Source organism: Actinotalea ferrariae CF5-4 (genome assembly GCF_000603945.1).
Classification (GTDB): domain Bacteria; phylum Actinomycetota; class Actinomycetes; order Actinomycetales; family Cellulomonadaceae; genus Actinotalea; species Actinotalea ferrariae.
The window spans coordinates 1-18,098 of record NZ_AXCW01000004.1 but is presented as its reverse complement, the minus strand read 5'-3'; the positions used below and the strand labels follow the sequence as shown (position 1 = coordinate 18,098).

General features: G+C 73.8%; 21 protein-coding genes. 14 read left to right on the top strand and 7 right to left on the bottom strand.

Annotation, left to right across the window (positions count from 1 at the left end; all coding sequences use genetic code 11):
* Window positions 1-8: 8 nt before the first annotated feature.
* The 4 genes from N866_RS01040 (at window position 9) to N866_RS01025 (ending at window position 2,095) form a co-directional block, all read left to right on the top strand.
* Window positions 9-695 (top strand): esterase/lipase family protein, encoded by a 687-nt coding sequence (locus N866_RS01040; RefSeq protein ID WP_155855132.1) that lies wholly within the window; start codon window positions 9-11, stop codon window positions 693-695.
* Window positions 696-962: 267 nt separating this feature from the next.
* Window positions 963-1,190 (top strand): hypothetical protein, encoded by a 228-nt coding sequence (locus tag N866_RS01035; protein WP_034221411.1) that lies wholly within the window; start codon window positions 963-965, stop codon window positions 1,188-1,190.
* 97 nt (window positions 1,191-1,287) lie between these two features.
* Window positions 1,288-1,530 carry a hypothetical protein gene (locus N866_RS01030; protein ID WP_034221408.1) on the top strand — a complete coding sequence of 81 codons (243 nt, stop codon included), beginning with the start codon at window positions 1,288-1,290 and terminating at the stop codon, window positions 1,528-1,530.
* Window positions 1,531-1,576: 46 nt separating this feature from the next.
* A complete protein-coding gene (locus N866_RS01025) occupies window positions 1,577-2,095 on the top strand; it encodes an ASCH domain-containing protein (RefSeq protein WP_034221405.1) in 519 nt (172 codons plus the stop codon).
* Window positions 2,096-2,106: 11 nt separating this feature from the next.
* Here N866_RS01025 and N866_RS01020 read toward each other — a convergent pair whose 3' ends face one another.
* The gene (locus tag N866_RS01020; protein ID WP_162177279.1) at window positions 2,107-3,780 is read right to left on the bottom strand and encodes a PP2C family protein-serine/threonine phosphatase; all 1,674 of its coding nucleotides are present in this window, start codon (window positions 3,778-3,780) and stop codon (window positions 2,107-2,109) included.
* A gap of 176 nt (window positions 3,781-3,956) precedes the next feature.
* Here N866_RS01020 and N866_RS01015 point away from each other — a divergent pair, with 176 nt between their 5' ends.
* Both N866_RS01015 and N866_RS01010 read left to right on the top strand, forming a co-directional pair.
* Window positions 3,957-4,409: a nitroreductase family deazaflavin-dependent oxidoreductase gene (locus N866_RS01015; RefSeq protein WP_081802206.1), complete on the top strand. Its 453-nt coding sequence runs from the start codon at window positions 3,957-3,959 to the stop codon at window positions 4,407-4,409.
* A gap of 62 nt (window positions 4,410-4,471) precedes the next feature.
* The gene (locus tag N866_RS01010; protein WP_081802205.1) at window positions 4,472-5,275 is read left to right on the top strand and encodes a VIT1/CCC1 transporter family protein; all 804 of its coding nucleotides are present in this window, start codon (window positions 4,472-4,474) and stop codon (window positions 5,273-5,275) included.
* A 205-nt stretch (window positions 5,276-5,480) separates the two neighbouring features.
* Here N866_RS01010 and N866_RS01005 read toward each other — a convergent pair whose 3' ends face one another.
* Window positions 5,481-6,572 (bottom strand): LacI family DNA-binding transcriptional regulator, encoded by a 1,092-nt coding sequence (locus tag N866_RS01005; protein WP_245612313.1) that lies wholly within the window; start codon window positions 6,570-6,572, stop codon window positions 5,481-5,483.
* A 1-nt stretch (window position 6,573) separates the two neighbouring features.
* On the opposite strand from N866_RS01005, the gene N866_RS01000 reads away from it, so the two are divergent.
* Complete coding sequence (locus N866_RS01000) at window positions 6,574-6,735, top strand: hypothetical protein (protein ID WP_155855131.1); 162 nt, start codon at window positions 6,574-6,576, stop codon at window positions 6,733-6,735.
* Here the strand turns inward: N866_RS01000 and N866_RS00995 are convergent.
* The 3 genes from N866_RS00995 to N866_RS00985 form a co-directional block, all read right to left on the bottom strand.
* Entirely contained in the window at window positions 6,725-7,651 is a 927-nt protein-coding gene (locus N866_RS00995) for a carbohydrate ABC transporter permease (protein ID WP_034221397.1), read from the bottom strand. The two genes, N866_RS01000 and N866_RS00995, sit on opposite strands and share 11 nt — an antisense overlap.
* A complete protein-coding gene (locus tag N866_RS00990; protein WP_081802203.1) occupies window positions 7,651-8,694 on the bottom strand; it encodes a carbohydrate ABC transporter permease in 1,044 nt (347 codons plus the stop codon). Before N866_RS00990 ends, N866_RS00995 begins: the two co-directional genes overlap by 1 nt.
* Before the next feature lie 78 nt (window positions 8,695-8,772).
* A complete protein-coding gene (locus N866_RS00985) occupies window positions 8,773-10,095 on the bottom strand; it encodes an ABC transporter substrate-binding protein (RefSeq protein WP_034221394.1) in 1,323 nt (440 codons plus the stop codon).
* 717 nt (window positions 10,096-10,812) lie between these two features.
* On the opposite strand from N866_RS00985, the gene N866_RS19600 reads away from it, so the two are divergent.
* The 6 genes from N866_RS19600 to N866_RS00955 all read left to right on the top strand — a co-directional run bounded on the left by N866_RS19600 (window position 10,813) and on the right by N866_RS00955 (window position 15,837).
* Complete coding sequence (locus N866_RS19600; RefSeq protein ID WP_052022206.1) at window positions 10,813-11,904, top strand: hypothetical protein; 1,092 nt, start codon at window positions 10,813-10,815, stop codon at window positions 11,902-11,904.
* Complete coding sequence (locus N866_RS00975; protein ID WP_081802202.1) at window positions 11,901-12,368, top strand: phage holin family protein; 468 nt, start codon at window positions 11,901-11,903, stop codon at window positions 12,366-12,368. Before N866_RS19600 ends, N866_RS00975 begins: the two co-directional genes overlap by 4 nt.
* Complete coding sequence (locus N866_RS00970) at window positions 12,365-13,039, top strand: DUF3618 domain-containing protein (RefSeq protein WP_034221389.1); 675 nt, start codon at window positions 12,365-12,367, stop codon at window positions 13,037-13,039. Before N866_RS00975 ends, N866_RS00970 begins: the two co-directional genes overlap by 4 nt.
* A 173-nt stretch (window positions 13,040-13,212) precedes the next feature.
* A complete protein-coding gene (locus tag N866_RS00965; RefSeq protein ID WP_216699350.1) occupies window positions 13,213-14,046 on the top strand; it encodes a catalase family protein in 834 nt (277 codons plus the stop codon).
* 102 nt (window positions 14,047-14,148) lie between these two features.
* Window positions 14,149-15,402: a YihY/virulence factor BrkB family protein gene (locus N866_RS00960; RefSeq protein WP_081802201.1), complete on the top strand. Its 1,254-nt coding sequence runs from the start codon at window positions 14,149-14,151 to the stop codon at window positions 15,400-15,402.
* 42 nt (window positions 15,403-15,444) lie between these two features.
* Window positions 15,445-15,837, top strand: a complete 393-nt coding sequence (locus tag N866_RS00955) for a cupin domain-containing protein (protein WP_034221387.1) — start codon at window positions 15,445-15,447, stop codon at window positions 15,835-15,837.
* A gap of 196 nt (window positions 15,838-16,033) precedes the next feature.
* Here the strand turns inward: N866_RS00955 and N866_RS00950 are convergent, their stop codons facing one another.
* The gene (locus N866_RS00950) at window positions 16,034-16,489 is read right to left on the bottom strand and encodes a methyltransferase family protein (protein ID WP_052022204.1); all 456 of its coding nucleotides are present in this window, start codon (window positions 16,487-16,489) and stop codon (window positions 16,034-16,036) included.
* A 10-nt stretch (window positions 16,490-16,499) separates the two neighbouring features.
* The gene (locus N866_RS00945) at window positions 16,500-16,883 is read right to left on the bottom strand and encodes an ArsR/SmtB family transcription factor (protein ID WP_034221385.1); all 384 of its coding nucleotides are present in this window, start codon (window positions 16,881-16,883) and stop codon (window positions 16,500-16,502) included.
* Between the two features lie 87 nt (window positions 16,884-16,970).
* Between N866_RS00945 and arsM the strand changes: the two genes are divergently transcribed.
* Window positions 16,971-17,888 carry an arsenite methyltransferase gene (gene arsM / locus N866_RS00940; protein WP_034221384.1) on the top strand — a complete coding sequence of 306 codons (918 nt, stop codon included), beginning with the start codon at window positions 16,971-16,973 and terminating at the stop codon, window positions 17,886-17,888.
* The last annotated feature ends 210 nt before the right edge of the window (window positions 17,889-18,098 follow it).

Genomic DNA, 18,098 nt, shown 5'->3' with positions numbered 1-18,098 from the left:
CCGGGGTGGTGCGGACCACGTGGTGGCGGGCGCTGGACTACGCCTACGTCCTGCGGCTGCAGGTCCTCGGCGCGCTGTCGCCCCGCGGCGCCGACGACTTCCGCCACCAGGAGGAGCCGGTCCCGCCCGCCGTCGTGCTCGTCCCGGGCGTCTACGAGAGCTGGCACTTCCTGCGGCCCCTGGCGCGGCGTCTGCACGCCGCGGGTCACGCCGTCCACGTCCTGCCGACGCTCGGGTACAACCGCCGTCCCGTCGAGGTGGGCGCGCGCGTGCTCGGGGACCACCTGCGCGTGCACGACCTGCGCGACGTCGTCGTCGTGGCGCACAGCAAGGGCGGGCTCATCGGCAAGCTCGCCATGCTCCGGGAGGACCCGGAGCAGCGGATCCGGTGCCTCCTCGCGGTCGGGACCCCGTTCGTCGGGTCCCACCTGGCCCGGTTCTTCCCGCTGTTGCCGGCGGTGCGGGCGTTCGTGCCGTCGAACCCGCTGTTCGGCGTGCTGCGTGCCGAGGCGGAGGTCCACAGCCGGATCGTGTCCGCGTACAGCGTGTGGGACCCGCACATCCCCGGGGGCAGCGAGCTGGCCGGGGCGCGGAACGTCGTGCTCGAGACGCCGGGCCACTTCCGCGTGCTCGCGGACCCCGTGCTCGCGGAGCTGGTCGACGAGGTCGTCGCCGAGGCGGCGCGCGCCCGCTGACGGGCGCTGACACGGCGGTGCGCCCCGCCGGGGCACGATGGCCCGCCCGATGGGAAGGCCGACGGCGGACGGTGGAGTGGCGCGCGTCACATCTGTGCTTCACTGATCTTGCCGGGAAGGTCAAAGAAACGCCAAGAGGGCATCGAGCCCGTCCGTCATCACGGACGACTCGCGGCTGAGAGGCGCAGTCTTGAACTTTCAACAACTTTGTCCCCACACTGGGGACGAGCAGCCCGTGCGGGGGGGTGGGCGCGACGAAGGAGCGACATGACCCTGACCGAAGCGGCCCGCACCATCGACCGTCTCGTCGCCGACCTCGCGCGGGCCACGGGTCGGGACGAGAAGATCGTCCGTCTGGCCTACGGCCTCGACGACGGGCACCTGGACACCCTGCTGAGCGCCGCGGTCAAGGACCTCGGCGTGCCGGCGACCCCGGCGTGCACGACGGGCGAGCCCGAGGCCGTCGGCGTCGACGACGGCGAGTGCGCCGCCTGAGCCGGACGGCCCGGCCCCGATCGCCCGGACGGCCCGTCGGCGACCGCCCGGACAGCACCCGGTGGCGGCACCGCACCGTCCCCGGGATGCTGGACCGATGAGGTTCGAGGCACGACTGCGCGTCCCCGCCGCCATCGACGACGGGGTCGCCGGCCCCTACGTCGACCTGCTGCTCCAGCACCCCGACGACGGCGAGGTGGTCGCCCGCGACGGCGACGCCGAGGAGGGCTCGGTCCGCATCGCGTTCGAGGCCGACGAGCAGGCCGACGCCGACCTCCACGCCCGCCTGCTCGCCGAGCGGGCGCCGGGCGTCGAGGTCCGGGACGTCGTGCCCGCCTGACGTCCTGCGGGGTGACACCGCCGGTGCCGGGCGCGATCATCATCCGGTGACCGAGCTGCCCCGGACCCCCGTCGCCCCCTACGACCGCGCCGCGTCGCTGGCGATGTGGGCCGACTACTGCGCCGCGCACCCCGAGGCGGTGCACGACGAGCCCGAGCCCGTCCTGGACCAGTTCGGCGACCACGCCGCGCTCGCGGACGAGCTGCTCGACCTCGTCCTGCACGGCCCGAAGCGCGCCACGGCCGCCCTGGTGCTGGAGTTCGCCGCGGCGGGGGACCCGCTCCCGCGCGTGGGCTCGCACTGGGTCGTGCACGACGGGGCCGGCCGTCCCCGCGCCGTCCTGCGGACCGTCGAGCTGCGCCTGGGCGTCGCGGAGAGCGTGGACGAGGCGTTCGCCTGGGACGAGGGCGAGAGCGACCGCACCCGGGAGTCGTGGCTGCGCGAGCACCGGGGCTACTGGGAGCGCACGTGCCCGGCGCTGGGCGTGCCGTGGGACGAGGGCCACGAGGTCGTCTTCGAGCGGTTCCGCGTCGTGTGGCCGCCCGAGGTCGCTGACCGGCCCTGACCGTCCGGCCGTCAGGTCGTCGGTGCGCCGCCGCCGTCGTCGTCGGCCGCGCCGTCCGTCGGCACGACCGCCTCCCCCTGCACGACGTCCTCCGCCTGCACGAGACCGTCCGCCGCGACGTCCGTCCGCGCGACGCCCTCCGGTGCGGCGTCCGTGTGCGCCCCGCCGTCCGGCGCCGCGTCGGTGCGCTCGACGTCGTCCGGCGCCGGGGGGCGCACGACGACGATGACGCAGACGTCGTCCTCGCGCTCCCGGCCGTCCAGGCAGGCCTCGAGGACCGCCTGGAGGAGGGCGTCCGCGCCGGCCCCCGGCGGCTGGGCCGCGACGACGTCGGCGAGCCGGGCCATCCCGTCCGCGAGGCTCTCGTCGCGCCGCTCGATCAGTCCGTCGGTGTAGAGCACGAGGGCGCCGCCGGGCTCGAGGACGGCCGTGCGGCTGCGGTAGCGCGGGTGCCGGCGCGCGCCGAGCAGGGGTCCCTGCGCCGCCGTCAGCCGCCCGACGTGCCCGTCCGCGGCCCGCAGGAGCGCGTAGGGGTGGCCCGCGGTGGAGTACTCCAGGAGCCCGTCGGGGCTCAGCCGCCCCACCATCGCGCTGGCGACCGCCTCGCTCTCGCCCTCGCCCATGAGCACGTCGAGGTTGCGCAGCATCGCGTCGGGGTCGAGCTGCTGGGAGACGTAGGCGCGCATCGCGCCGCTCGCGCGCGACATGAGCCCGATGGCCGCGATGCCGTGCCCGACGGCGTCGCCGATCGACAGGGCCAGCCGCCCGTCCCGCATGCGGACCACGTCGAACCAGTCCCCGCCGAGGCGCACCTCCTCCGACGCGGACATGTACCGGGCCGCGACGTCGAAGCCCTCGACCTGGGGGATGGCCGTCGGCAGGAGCCCCCGCTGCAGCTCCTCGAGCGCCTGGCGCCGCTGGTCGGACAGGGCCTCGATCTCGCGCTGGAGGCGGCGCAGCTCCGTCTCGTCGCGCGCCAGGGCGGCGATGCCGACGGCGGGCCGGCCCGGCGCGCGCACGGGGAAGAACGACTCCAGCCAGATGTGCTCGACGCCGGGGTCCGCGTCCGTCTCCCCGACGATCTCGACCTCGCGCAGCGGCTCCCCGGTCTCCAGCACGTGCCGCAGGATCGGCTCCGCGCCCTCCCGCAGCTGCGGCAGGACGTCGAAGACGTACCGGCCCTCGTGCTCCGCGACCGTGTGTCCGTTCATCGCGGCCAGCTCGCGGTTGATGCGCAGGAACCGCAGGTCGTTGGACAGCAGAGCGAAGCCGAACGGCGCGTCCTCGAGCAGGGTGGACAGGATCGCCGCGTCCGCCTCCGCCATGCGGCGCAGCTGCTCGTCCTTGCTGAGGTCGAGCACGACGGCGATCCACCGCGGCCCCCCCGGGTCGACCTGCGCCGCGGCGACGAGGACCGGCCGTCGCCCGCCGTCGGGCAGCGCGAGCTCGGTCAGCATGGTGGCGCTGTCCACGGTGAGGAACTGCTGGAACATCACCACGTCGCGGTCGTGCCGGTCCGGGGGCGTCAGCTCCTGCCAGGTGAGCCGCGCCGCCTCCTGCGCGGTGCGGCCGCACTGGACGCCGAACTCGTCGTTGCACCGCACGACGCGGTCGCCGTGGCCGAGGACCAGCCCGACGCCGCGGGCGCGCCACAGCGCGGCCATGTGCGCCGTGAGGTCCTCCACGCCCATACCCCCGCCGGTCCGCGGCACCCGTGTGCCGCCGTGACTTTTTCACACCGTGTCCACCGTGGGCCACCGCTGCGGCGCCTCGGACGGGGGAACCACGCTGCACCTGTCACCCGCCTGTCACCCGCATGGCCGCCTGCGCCGCCGTCGGACCGCCCGCCTAGGGTGGTGTCGTGATCAACCGCCGCGTCCAGATCGTCGTCACCGCCGTGCACCGCTGGCTCTACCGACGGACGGGCGGCCGGATCGGGAGCCGCCTCGGCCACATCGAGCAGGTGCTCCTGACGACGACGGGCCGGGTCAGCGGCGAGCCGCGGGTCACCGTCCTCAGCGCCATCCAGCACGGCGACGACCTCCTGCTCGTCGCCTCCGACGGCGGGCGGGAGAGCCACCCGCAGTGGTACCGGAACCTCGTCGCCGACGACCGCGTCACGGTCCAGCGCGGCGCACGGACCCAGCCCATGCGGGCCCGGACCGCGACCCCGTCCGAGCGCCCGGAGCTGTGGCGGGCCGCCGTCGGCGTGTACGCCGGCTACGCCACCTACCAGACCCGCACCGAGCGGGAGATCCCCGTCGTGGTGTGCACGCCGGACCCCGGCCGCGAGGGCGGTCCCGCGCCCGCGTGAGCCGAGGGTCGGACAGCCTTGCCTTCCTGGCGCGCGTCCGCGGCCCGGCCTAGGTTGCGAGCATGGACGGTTCCGCACGTCACGTCCCCGCCACCGCGTCCCCCGCGCCGGCAGCCCCCGCCCCGGCAGCGCCCGTCGCCGCGACGACGGCCCAGGACGTGCCGGCAGGCGCACCCCCGGGAGGCAACGGCCTCAAGTCGCGGCTCAACTGGCTGCGGGCCGGCGTGCTCGGTGCCAACGACGGGATCATCTCCACGGCGGGCCTGGTCGTCGGCGTCGCCGCCGCCACGACCGACAAGGACGCGATCCTCATCGCCGGTGTCGCGGCCCTGACCGCGGGCGCGGTGTCCATGGCGCTCGGTGAGTACGTCTCCGTCAGCAGCGCGCGCGACACGGAGAAGGCCCTCATCGCGGAGGAGAAGCGCGAGCTCGAGGCGGACCCGGCCGGCGAGCTCGAGCAGCTCGCGGGCCTGTACCGGGCGAAGGGCCTCTCCGCGGAGACGGCCCACCGGGTGGCCGAGGAGCTCTCCGAGATCGACCCGGTGCGCGCGCACCTCGACGTCGAGCACAACCTCGACGAGGAGGACCTGACCAACCCGTGGCACGCGGCCCTGGCCTCGGCGATCGCGTTCGTGCTGGGTGCCGCGCTGCCGCTGCTCGCGGTGATCCTGGCGAGCGAGGCGACGCGGATCCCCGTGACGTTCGTCGCGGTCCTCGTCGCGCTGGTGCTCACGGGTTCGCTGAGCGCGTGGTTCGGGCGGGCGCACCGGCTCCGGGCGGTGCTGCGGCTCCTCGTCGGCGGGGCCGTCGCGATGGGGGCGACGTTCGGCATCGGCGCGCTCCTCGGCGCGACCGTCGTCCCCTGATCGCACCCTCGCCCCGTCCTGGCCCCGCCCCCCCCGGCCCGACGCCGCCCCGTCTCCGGCCCCACCTGACCCGCCCCGCCCCCGGCCCAACGTGGAGACCTACCCGCGTCAGGCGCGGGGAATCCTCCACGGTCCCGGGGGGAGCGCGGGGTCGGGGAGCCCGCGGGTCGGGGAGCCCACGGGATCGGCAGCCCGCGGGGGAGCGTCAGGCGGAGTCGCGCAGGGCCAGGCGGGCCGGGAAGACGACGGGCTCCGCCGCGTGCTCGATGCCGCTGAGCATCTCCACGAGCATCTGCCCCGCGCGGACGGCCATCGCCTCGACCGGGTGGATCACCGTGCTGAGCGGCGGGGTGGTGGTCGTGGCGAGGCCGAGGTCGTCGAAGCCGAACACGGCGACGTCGTCGGGGACGCGGCGGCCCAGGGCGGCGACCTCGGTCAGGGCGGTCGAGGCCATGAGGTCCGACGCGACGAAGATCGCGTCGAGGTCGGGGTGCTCGGCCAGGAGCCGCCGCGTGGCCTCGGCTCCGCCCGCGGCGGTGAAGTCGCCGTGGACCACCGCGTCGGTCGGCAGCCCGGCGCCCTCGAGCGCCTGACGCCACCCGAGCAGCCGGTCGACGCCGGCGGTCATGTCGGCGGGTCCCGCGACCGTGCCGATGCGCCGGCGGCCGTGCTCGATCAGGTACTCCGTGGCGAGCCGCGCCCCGCCGACGTTGTCCATGTCGACGCAGTGGGAGTCCTCGACATCGAGGGGCCGGCCGACGAACACGCACGGCAGCCCCGCCTCGACGAGTCGGGCGTTGAGGAGGTCCTCGCGGTGGTGGGAGGTGATGACCGCCCCGTCGACCTGCCCGGTGGTGAGGTAGCGCACCGCCCGGTCGTGGCCCGGGCCGGGCCGGGCGATGACGAGGATCATCTGGAGGTCCGCGGCCTCGAGCGAGAGCGACAGGCCGTTGATGACGCTGCCGAAGAACGGGTCGGACAGCAGGCGCGCGTTGGGCTCCGGCACGACGAGGGCCACGGAGCCGGTGCGCCGCGTGGCGAGGTTGCGGGCGACCGGGTTCGGCGTGAAGCCCAGCTCGGCGATCGCCGCCTCCACCGCCTGCTTGGCGTGGTCGCTGACGAGGTGGCCGCCGTTGATGACGCGGGACGCGGTGGCCCGCGAGACCCCGGCGGCGGCCGCGACCTGGCGCAGCGTCGGTGCCGTGCGGCGCGGCGCGGTGCGCGCGGTGGTCCGGCTCGCCGTCGGCCCGACGCCTGCGGCGGTGCCCACCCTCATGGTGGTGCCCTCGGTCGTCACGATGGGAATCTACCTTCGTCGTGCCCGCAACGGTGCGGACTTCCGGGTGGTGGCCGTCGGGCGCGGCACGGGTCCCGCCGACGGCGGACGACGGCGCGTCGGGCCGCCCGGTGCCGGGAACGAGGTCTCCGGCACCGGGCGGGTCGGCGGGGTCAGCCCTTGACGGCGCCCTGCATGATGCCGGACACCAGCTGGCGGCCGACGAACACGAAGACCAGGATCAGCGGGATCGTCGAGACGACGACACCGGCCATGATCAGGGACATGTCCTTGAAGTAGGACGCCTGGAGCAGCTGGACCGCCACGGGCAGGGTCGGGTTGCTGGGCCCGAGGACGATGAACGGCCAGAAGAAGTTCGTCCACGAGGCCACGAACGTGAACAGCCCGAGCATCGCCGCCGCCGGGCGCGAGGCCGGGATGGCCACGTGCCAGAAGGTCCGGATCATCGAGCAGCCGTCGACCCGTGCCGCCTCGATGAGCTCGTACGGCAGTGCGCTCTCGAGGTACTGCGTCATCCAGAAGACGCCGAACGCCGTGACGAGCCCCGGGACGATGACCGCCTGCAGCTGGCCGACCCAGCCGAGCTCCGCCATGACGATGAACATCGGCACCACGCCGAGCTGGGTGGGCACGGCCATCGTCGCGATGACGAAGACCAGCAGCGGGCCGCGTCCGCGGAAGCGGAGCTTGGAGAAGGAGAACCCGGCGAGCGTCGAGAAGAACACCACCGACACGGCCGACAGCACAGCGATGATCAGGCTGTTGCGGAAGGCGACCCAGAAGTTGATGTCCGAGGCCAGCACCCGCTGGATGTTCTCGACGAAGTTGCCGCCGGGGATCAGCGAGGGGATCGGGTTCTGCGCGATCGTCTGCGCGTCCGAGGACGCGAGGAGGAACGCGTAGTACAGCGGGTAGGCCGAGATCGCGAGGATCAGGCCCATGAGCGCGTAGGTCACCCAGCCGGGGCGGCGGTTCGCGCCCATGCCGGCACCGTCGCGTCGTCGGGCGGCCGCGCGCGCGGCGCCCTTGCCGGCGATCTGCTCGACCATCGGCAGAGAGGGGGTGGTGGTCCTGGCCATCAGTGCTTGGCTCCCTTGGCCGAGCCCGTGGAGGCGATCCGGCGGGTGAGGACGAAGTTGAGGACGCCGATCCCGATGATGATGAGGAAGAGGATCCAGGCCACGGCGGACGCCCGGCCGAAGCTCTTCTGCGCACCCCAGCCCAGCTCGTACAGGAACATGGTCATGGTCATCCACTGACGGTCGGCGCCGCCCTGGCCGAGCTGGTCGAACATGCGCGGCTCGTCGAAGATCTGCAGACCGCCGATCGTCATCGTGATGATCACGAAGATGAGGGTCGGCCGGAGCATGGGGACCGTGATCGAGAAGAAGGTCCGGACGCGGCTCGCGCCGTCGATGATCGCGGCCTCGTAGAGGTCGCGCGGCACGGCCTGCATGGCCGCGAGCAGGATCAGCGTGTTGTAGCCGGTCCAGCGGAAGTTCACCATCGTCGCGATGGCGACGTGGCTGGCCAGGGAGTCGGCGTGCCAGCGGATCGGCTCGACCCCGACGAGGCCGAGGATCTCGTTCACCATGCCCGACTGGTCGGCGAAGGCCCGGGAGAAGATCAGGGCCACGGCGACGGGGGCGACGACGTAGGGGAGCAGGACGCCCATGCGCCAGAACGTCTTCGCGCGGATGTTCGCGTCGAGGACGGCGGCGATGGCGATCGCGGCGATGAGCTGCGGGACCGCCGAGAGGATGAAGATGCTGAACGTGTTGCGCAGCGCGGTGAAGAAGCGCGGCTGCTGCAGCACGTCCGTGTAGTTCTGCAGGCCGACGAAGTCGCCCTGGCCCCCGATGAGGTGCCAGTCGTGCACCGAGACGTACGCGGTGTAGGCCAGCGGGAAGAGGCCCACCACGGCGAACAGGACGAAGAACGGCGCGATGTAGAGGTACGGCGAGAGCTTGACGTCCATCCGGCCGAGGACGTCCCGCAGCGAGGAGGTGGGGGCGCTCCGGCCCGCGGGGCTCTGGGACGGTCGCGCGGCGGGCGCCGGGGCGTCGACGCCCGCGGTCCCGTGGGTGCCGGGGGTGTCACGGGGAGGGGTGACGGTAGCCATGGGGTTCCTTCCGGACCGGGTGGGGGGACGGCACGGGGCCGGGCGGTGGTGCTGCTACCGCCCGGCCCCGCGGACCGATCAGCCCAGGCCGAGCTCGTTGTAGGCCTGGATGGCCTTCTCCCACGAGCTGGCGGCGTCGTCCGTCTTGTCGACGTCGACGCGCGTGATGGCGTCGGCGACGGTCGTGTGGATCGTGAAGTAGTTCGCACCCTTGAACGGCGCGACGTCCACCGCGGCGGCACGGTTGGCGAGGATCTCGCCGGTCGGGGCGCCGTTGAAGAACTCGTTGGTCGCACCCGTGAGCTCGGCGCTCTCGAGGGCCTCGACCTGGCTCGGGAAGGTGCCCTTGGCCTGGAAGGCCTTGACCTGCTGCTCCGGAGCGGTCAGCCAGGCGGCCAGCTTCTTGGCCTCCTCGATGTTCTCACCGGCCGACGGGACGGTCAGGAAGGAGCCGCCCCAGTTGCCGCCGCCGCCGGGGAAGGTGTCGGCGATGTCCCAGCCGGTGACGCCGGCCGCGTTGCCCTCGATGACACCGAGCATCCAGCCCGGGCAGAGCATCGTCGCGAAGCCGTCGGTCTGGAACGAGTTCGTCCAGTCCTCGCTCCACTGCGCGAGGCCGGCCGAGAGGCCGTCGTCGACCGAGGCGGCCAGGACCGTCTCGTACAGGTCCTTGACCTGGTCGTTCTCCTCGAGGGGGATCGGCGTGCCGTCCGTCTCCTCGTAGGCCGCCTCGAGCTGGTTCACCATGGCCTGGTAGTTCGCGCCCGCCGAGTCGAACCACGGGACGTCGGAGGCGGCCTGGAACTGCTTGCCGGCCTCGAAGTAGGACTCCCACGTGTCGCCCAGGAGGGCGGCGACCTCCTCGCGGTCCGTCGGCAGACCCGCGGCCTCGAACAGGTCGGCGCGGTAGCAGACGGCCTCGGGGCCGATGTCCGTGCCGTAGCCGATGAGCTTGCCGTCCTCGGTGGTCGCCTGCTGGACCTTCCAGTCCAGCCAGCGGCCCTCGACCTCGTCGGACGTGAGGTCCTCGAAGTTGTCCGGGTACTGCATGAGCTCGGCGAGCCAGTCGACCTCGAGCGCCTCGATGTCGGCCAGGCCGGAGCCGCCGGCGGCGATGCGCGTGTTCAGGTTGTCGCGGGCCTCGTTGGCCGTCGCGGCCTTGCGGTGCTCGATCGTGACGTTCGGGTTGAGCTCCTGGTACTCCTCGATGAGCTCCTCGTAGCCGAACTCGTTGAAGGTCGCGATGGTCAGCGTGACCTCTTCGCCCTCCGAGCCGCCGCCGTCGCCGCCCGCGCCGCTGCCGGCGTCCTCAGCGGCGTCGCCACCGCCGCACCCGGCGAGGAGGGCGGTGCCCGCGATGCCGGCGGTGAGCGCCAGCCACGGCTTCCTGATGTTGCGCACGTGCGACTCCTTCGTCTCCAGGCGGCTTCGGTGCCGCCCCCTTCTGCCGCTGCCCGGGGGTTCGGGCGCGGGTTGCGCGTGTCGACCGCTGAGACCGGTCTCATCGTTGAGCCGGTGGTGCGTGGTCCCGTCGGTGGGACCGGTCTCATCGCGGTGCCCCCAACCTCGCCCCCCGGTGACCGGGATGTCAAACGTCGTGATGAAAACGTGACCCTCGGCGACCGCGAATGAAAACGCTTACGTCCAGGTCAGGGCGTTGCGGTATCCCCCGAAAGGAGTAGTGAGACCGGTTCCACCTGGGAGCGTTCCCAGGCAGCGTGAGCGGGCGACAGAGAGGACCAAGGGCCCAGAGGCGTTCTGTCGACGCGCGATCAAGCCGGAGCTGTGCTGCCCCGGGGGGACCTCGCCCCGACGGCTTCTCGGCTGGTTCCCTCCCCGGGCGACAGGCCCATGATCAGGGGTTTTACGCCCCGAGACGCCGTAACCGTTCAAGTCGCGCGATGTCAAGACCCGCCTTAGCGTCACGGAGTCGGCAGCCACCGGAATTGTCCAGTCGGTCGGTTGCCCAGTGCTCGGGCCGAGCTGTGGACAGAGCCGGCCGTGTTCTGCACCGACGTCCGCGTCGGCGCACCGCCGGGACGTCCGCCGCGGGCCTCCGGCCCAGGGGGACGCCGGGGTGCCAGTGCCGCCGCCGCACATCCATCGGAAGGAAGCACGATGACCTACGACTACCAGACGGGACAGCCGTCGAGCACGGACGGGTCGCGCACCGACGCCGCCCGTGAGGCAGCGCGCGAGACCGCGCACACCGCGAAGGACCAGGCCTCCGGCGTGGCGCACAGCGCCGCCCAGAGCGGTCAGCACCTCGCCCACGAGGCGAAGGACCAGGCCAAGGGCGTCGGCCGCGAGGCCGGGCGCCAGGCGAAGCAGCTCCTCGGCCAGGGCCGCGAGCAGCTGACCTCCGAGGCGAGCACGCAGCAGCAGAAGCTCGCCTCGAGCATCCGGTCGTTCGGCCAGGAGCTCGGCTCGATGGCCGAGTCCTCCTCGGAGCCCGGCATGGCGACGGACCTGGCCCGCCAGGCCTCCCAGCGGCTCGACGAGGTCGCCGGCTTCTTCGAGAACCGTGAGCCGGGCGAGCTGCTCGGCGAGGTCAAGCGCTTCGCGCAGGAGCGTCCCGGCACCTTCCTGGCCCTCGCCGCCGGCGCCGGCCTGGTCGCGGGTCGGCTGACCCGCGGCATCAAGGAGGTCAGCTCGGACGAGGCCGAGGCCCGTGCGGTCGGCACGTACGAGACCACCCCCGCCTACGGCGCCGCGGGCTACGGCGCCGAGGGCGTCACCGGCACCTACGGCGCGCCGACGCGGACCAGCGCCTACGAGGCGGCCGCCGGGACCACGGGTGCCGCTGCGGCGCCCACCACGAGCACCTACGGGACCGGCGCCGTCTACGGCGAGGGGTACACCGAGGGCGAGACCGGCTACGGCACGGCCACCGGCGACCCGACCTACGGCGTGCAGGCCACCCCGGGCACGTCGGCGACGTACCCCGAGGGTGCGACGTCGGACGACCCGTACGGGACCGGCACGCAGGACGTCGGGACCCCGGCCTACGGCGACACCGTGGCGGACACCTACGGCACGGGCACGCAGAACCCGCCGTCGGGCGCCGGCCAGTACGCGGCCGGCAGCGCCGGCTACGGCGACACCTACGGCAACGAGGACGGCGGCATCTTCGGCGGCGGCACCGGTGAGGTGCCCGAGCACGAGGCGACCCGTCCCTGGAGCCCGGTCGACGAGGGGCAGAACCGATGACGACCCACACCCCCGGTGGCGCGACCGCCGGCGCGCCCCTCGGGGCGTCCGCGCCGGGTCCCGCGCCTGACCACGACACGGACCGGCCGTCCCTCGGGGCGCTGTTCTCGAACATCACCGAGGACCTCTCGACGCTCATGCGGCAGGAGGTCGCCCTGGCCAAGGCCGAGGCGACCGAGTCCGCGAAGCGTGCGGGCAAGGGCGCGGGGATGCTCAGCGGCGCCGCCGTCGCCGGCTACTTCGTCCTGCTGTTCCTGTCGATCATGCTCTGGCAGCTGCTCGACAACTGGATGGACTCGGCTCTCGCGGCGCTGATCGTCGCGGTGCTCTGGGGCATCGCCGCCGCGGTCCTCGCCCTCAAGGGCAAGGCCGAGATGAAGCGGGTGCAGGGCCTCCCGCAGACGGCGACGACCGTCAAGAAGATCCCGAACGCCCTCAAGGGCCACGAGGAGGAGAACCGATGAGCACCGACCCGGACCAGATCCGCGCTGACATCGCGCGCACCCGCGCCGAGCTGAGCAACGACGTCGACGCGCTCGAGGAGAAGGTCAGCCCCTCGGCGATCGTCCAGCGGCGCAAGCAGGACGTGCGCAGCCGCGTCGGCTCCGTGAAGCAGCGCGTCATGGGCTCGGCCCAGGGCACGACGTCGTCGCTGTCCTCCGGCGGTCACACCGCCAAGGACAAGACGTCCGACGCGCTGCACGGCGCCAAGGACTCGGTCGGCTCGGCCGCCCACTCCGTCGGCCACACGGCCAAGGAGCTGCCCGGCACGGTGAAGCACCAGGCCGAGGGCAACCCGTTCGCCGCGGGCCTCGTCGCCTTCGGTGTGGGCTGGCTCGCCGGCAGCCTGCTGCCCGTCTCCGAGAAGGAGAAGCGTGCCGCGGCCCAGGCCAAGGAGAAGGCCGAGCCGCTGGTCGAGGGCGCCAAGGAGAAGGCCAAGGAGGTCGCGCAGGAGCTCAAGGAGCCCGCGCAGGACGCCGCCCAGGCCGTCAAGGGCAAGGCGACCGAGGCCGCGGACCACCTCAAGTCCGAGGGCCGCAGCGAGGCCGAGGGCGTCAAGCAGGACGCCCACAGCGCCAAGGACACGGTGCAGGGCGAGGCCCAGCAGCGGGTCGAGGAGCAGCGCTCCTCCTGACCGGGCACCGGCGCTGACCCACGTCGGCGCCGGCCACCGGTACGGACCGCGGCGGGGGTGGGTGACCACCCCCGCCGCGGTGCACCCGGCCGACGTCGTGAGAGGCGAGACGGCGCCCGACGGCGGTGCGGGGCAGGACGACGTCGCAGGACCAGGACGACGACGGAGGGGACGTGCGGACGCAGGTGCGGGTCGACGGGCCGACGAGGAGGGGTGCCGTACCCCCCGGGGGCGCAGGGTCTCCCGGGCGGTGCGGGACCGGCTCCACGTCGGTCGACGCGGTCCGTGGCGCGGTCCGTGGCGCCGCGCGGCTCGCCGCCCGCGGGCTCGGCCCGGTGCTGGGCGTCCTCGTCGCCGGGGCCGCCCGCGTGCGCGCCGGCAAGCCGCTGCACCCGCAGGGGCTCGTCCTGCGCGGCCGGCTGCGCCGAGACGCCGTCGGCAGCCCCACCGGGACGTGGCTCGACGGACCTGGCGAGGACGACGTCGTCGTCCGGCTGTCCCGGGGCGGGGGCCTCCCGCGACGGCTGCCCGACGTGCTGGGGCTCGCGCTCCGCGTCGGCGACGTGGACCTCCTGCTCTCCTCGCCCGCCGGCACCGGCCCGGGCCTGCGACACGTCCCCGGCCCGCGGCGCGGCCACGGCGGGGCGCCGTACAGCTCGCTCCTGCCGTTCCGGGGGCCCGAGGGTCCCGTGCTGCTGCTCGCCCGCCCGGAGCCGCCCAGGAAGCTGCCGCACGACCGGGACGGGCTCGCCCGCGCCCTGGCCGAGCAGCCCCTGGAGCTGCGGCTGTCCTGGGCGACGGCGGGCTCCCGGTGGCGGCCCCTCGGGACCCTGGAGATCATGGCCGAGGAGGCTCGCGCGGTGGACCGGCCCGTCCGGTTCGACCCGCTGCGCACGCCGCCGGGCCTGGGGACCTACGACTGGGTCGCCGCGCTGCGCAGCCCCGCGTACCGCGCGGCGCAGGCGCACCCCGCCCGGCCCGACGGCGCCCCGCACCCCGGGGGCTGACGCCCCGACCACCCCACGACCATCCCGCCCCGCGGACCGGGCGGACCGCCCGCCGACAGCGCGGCCGACGCGCACCGGCCGGACCAGACCGAGGAGAGCGACATGAGCAGGACGTCACAGGACAGCAGCGGCGGGACGGGTCGCTCCGGGGGCAGCGCCGGTCCGTCGTCGTCGCCCGAGGGCGGGACGCAGGTGCCCTCGTCGCAGAAGGCGGCCACCGCTCCCGACCCGGACGACGAGCGCAAGCCCGACTCGCCCGACGACATCCCGAAGCCGGGCTGGAAGTACACCGCGCGCAAGGCGTTCCGGGAGTTCCAGCGCGACCAGGTCACGGACATCGCCGCGGCGCTGACGTACTGGGGCGTGCTGGCGATCGCGCCGACGCTGCTGGCGCTCGTGTCGATCCTCAGCCTGTTCGTCGACGGGCAGGGGGCCGTGGTCCAGGTGGTGACGTTCGCCCGCGACGCCGGTGCGCCCGATGAGGCGCTCGGCCCGATCGAGACGCTGCTCACGAACCTGTCGACGCAGCAGGGCGCGAGCCTCGCCCTGGTCGTCGGTCTGCTCACGGCCCTGTGGTCGGCGTCCGGGTACGTCAACGCCTTCAGCCGCGCGATGAACCGCATCTACGAGGTGGACGAGGGCCGGCCGTTCTACAAGCTGCGTCCGATCATGCTCGGCGTCACGTTCGTGATGCTGGTGATCGTGGCGATCATCATCGCGGCACTGGTGCTCTCCGGCCCGGTGGCCGAGGGGATCGGCAGCGCGATCGGGCTCGGCTCGGTCGCGATCACGACGTGGAACATCGCGAAGTGGCCGGTCATCGTGGCGCTGGTCGCCCTGGTCATCGCGATCCTCTACTACGCCACCCCCAACGTGCAGCAGCCGAAGTTCCGCTGGGTGAGCGTCGGGTCGGTCGTGGCGATCCTGGTCTGGGCGCTCGCCACCACGGGTCTCGCCATCTACCTCGTCACGATCGGCGGGAGCAGCTACAACGAGACGTACGGCGCGCTCGCCGGCTTCATCCTCTTCCTGCTGTGGCTGTGGCTCACCAACAACGCGCTGCTCTTCGGCGCGGAGGTCGACGCGGAGCTCGAGCGGTCGCGCGAGCTGGTCGCGGGGATCGAGGCGGAGGAGACGATCCAGCTGCCGCCGCGCGACACCAAGGCCAGCGACAAGAAGCAGAAGCAGCACGAGAAGGACATCGAGAAGGGTCGCGAGCTGCGCCTCAGCGCCGGCCACTCCGACGGCGAGCACCACAGCGGCGACCACGACGCGGAGCGTGCCGCCCGCCGTGAGCGCGGCGGTGCCGAGGCTGCCGAGCCGGCGCTGTCCCGCCGCGACGTCCACCGGTCCTGACCCCTGACCACCGTTCGCAGACACCGAGAGAAGGAGAGCTCCATGGAGCACTACACGATCGCGACCGTCGCCGAGGAGAGCCCGGACTTCCGCCGGGTGCTCTGGACCGGTGAGCACACGCAGCTCGTCGTCATGACGATCCCGCCGGGCGGTGAGATCGGCGAGGAGGTCCACGAGGACATCGACCAGATCCTCACGTTCGTCAGCGGCATCGGCGAGGCGATCATCAGCGGGCAGAAGAAGAAGGTGGCCCAGGGCGACCTCGTGGTCGTGCCCGCGGGGAAGAAGCACAACTTCGTCAACACCGGCGAGAACCCGCTCATCCTCTACACGGTCTACGGGCCGCCGGAGCACGCCGACGGCGCCGTCCACAAGACCAAGGAGGAGGCCGACGCGGCCGAGGAGGCCGGCAAGGACGAGCCCCCCATCTCCTGACCCGCGAGCCCGCCGAGGCCCGTCGCGCACGCAGCGCGGCGGGCCTCGGCGCGTCCCGACACGACGGCTACGACCTGCCCGCCGGGCGATCCCGCGCGGATCGTGGAGGATCGGCCGCGCCAGGCGCGGCGATGTCTCCCCGGTCAGGGCAGTCGCGCGGTCCAGCCGGCTGGCACGAGTGCGGCCGACGGCGGGGTCAGGCGTGTCGGCCGGGCAGGCCCAGCAGACGAGGGGTGCGCTCGCGGTAACGCTCGTAGTCAGCCCCGAAACGCTCGACCAGGTGGCGTTCCTCGCGCCGCGTCTTCGCGTGGAGCACGCCGAGGAGTGCGACCCATGCCGCCAGGGGCCCGGGACGGCGACGCAGCACGGCGACGCCGGCACCGCCCACCAGCAGGCCCGTGTAGATGGGATGTCGGCTGACGCGGTACGCCCCACCGGTGTGCAGGCCGGTGCCCGACGGCGGCTCCACCCGCGGCGTGATCGACGTCCCGTGGGGCGCCAGGCCCGCCAGGGCGAGCCCGCCGCCGGCCGCCGTCGCGGTGAGGGCTGCCGCCGCAACCGGGTCCGGCAGCGACCACCGCACGCGACCCGGCCAGGCGAGGGCGGCCAGCGCAGCGGCCTGCGCGGCGATGAGCGGCGTGTCCTCGCGCACGGCGACGTCCTCAGCCGCAGGTGGGCGAGCCGGCCGCGGGGGAGACGCCCGCCGTGCTGAGCACCCGCGCGACGTCGTCCAGCGCGCCCGGGACCAGGGAGAAGTAGGCCCAGACGCCGCGCTTCTCGCGCGCCAGGAGCCCGGCGTCGACCAGCGTCTTGAGGTGGTGCGACACCGTCGGCTGCGACAGCCCGAGCGGCTCGGTGAGGTCGCAGACGCACGCGGCGCCGTCGCGAGCCGCGACCAGGGACAGCACGCGGAGCCGGTTGGGCTCGGCGATGGCCTTGAGGACCTTGGACAGCCCCTCCGCCTCCTGGGCGCTCATCGGCGAGCGGACGAGCGGCGCGCAGCACGCGACCTCGGGGATGGGTCCGGCGAGGGTCTCGGTGGTCATGTGATCGAGTATCGCCGAGATATTGACATCTGTCGATGTCTGGGCCAGAGTTCAGACATCGACACCGATCAATGTCTAGGAGGGGTCATGGACGACAGGCTCGAGCAGGTCCGCGAGCGGTACCGGTCGGCAGCGCAGCGGGTGCTGGTCAGCACCGGTGCCGGCACCAGCACGGCACGCGGGGGAGGCTGCTGCGGCGGCTCCGCCGAGGCGGAGTCCGCGGCGGAGACCGCGGCCGACGCGACGGTCGAGACGGCCGGCTGCTGCGGCACGGCCACGGACGCGACCCCCGCCGGGTGCTGCGGCACGGCCACGGACGCCGCCCCGGCCGGCTGCTGCGGCGATGCGACTGCCCCGGTCGAGACGGAGGACGTCTTCGGTGCGGCGCTGTACGGCGGGGACACGACCGGGCTGCCCGACGGCGCCGTCCTCGCCAGCCTCGGCTGCGGCAACCCGACCGCCGTCGCCGAGCTCCGGGAGGGCGAGCGGGTCCTGGACCTCGGCTCGGGCGGAGGCATCGACGTGCTCCTCTCCGCACGCCGCGTCGGGCCGACCGGCTTCGCGTACGGCGTCGACATGACGCCCGAGATGCTCGAGCTGGCCCGGCGGAACGCGGCCGCCGCGGGCGCCACGAACGTCGAGTTCCTCGAGGGCCGGATCGAGGCCCTCCCGCTCGCGGACGCCGCGGTCGACGTCGTGATCTCCAACTGCGTCGTCAACCTCTCGCCGGACAAGCCGGCCGTGCTCGCCGAGACGTTCCGGGTCCTCGCCCCGGGCGGGCGGCTGGGCATCTCCGACGTCGTCGCCGAGGACCATCTGAGCCCTGCGGAGCGGGCCGAACGAGGCGACTTCGCCGGGTGCATCGCCGGCGCGCTGTCCCGTCAGGAGTACCTGGACGGGCTGGCGGCAGCCGGGTTCGTGGACGCCGAGGTCCGGTTCACCCACGAGGTGCGGCCCGGCCTGCACGGGGCGATCGTCCGCGCCGTCAAGCCCGCGGGCGCCTGACCCGCACCCGCCGGCACCCCACCGCCCCACCACCACGCACACCCCACCCGCAGACCATCACCCCGAAGGAGTCAGCCGTGTACTCGCCCGAGACCCTCCTGCAGGTCCACCACCAGCGTCACGCCGAGCTCACCGCCGCCGTCCGCCGCCCCGACGCCGCCCCCCGGGCCGCGCTGACCCGCCCGGCGACCGGCCGGCTGCTGGTCGCCG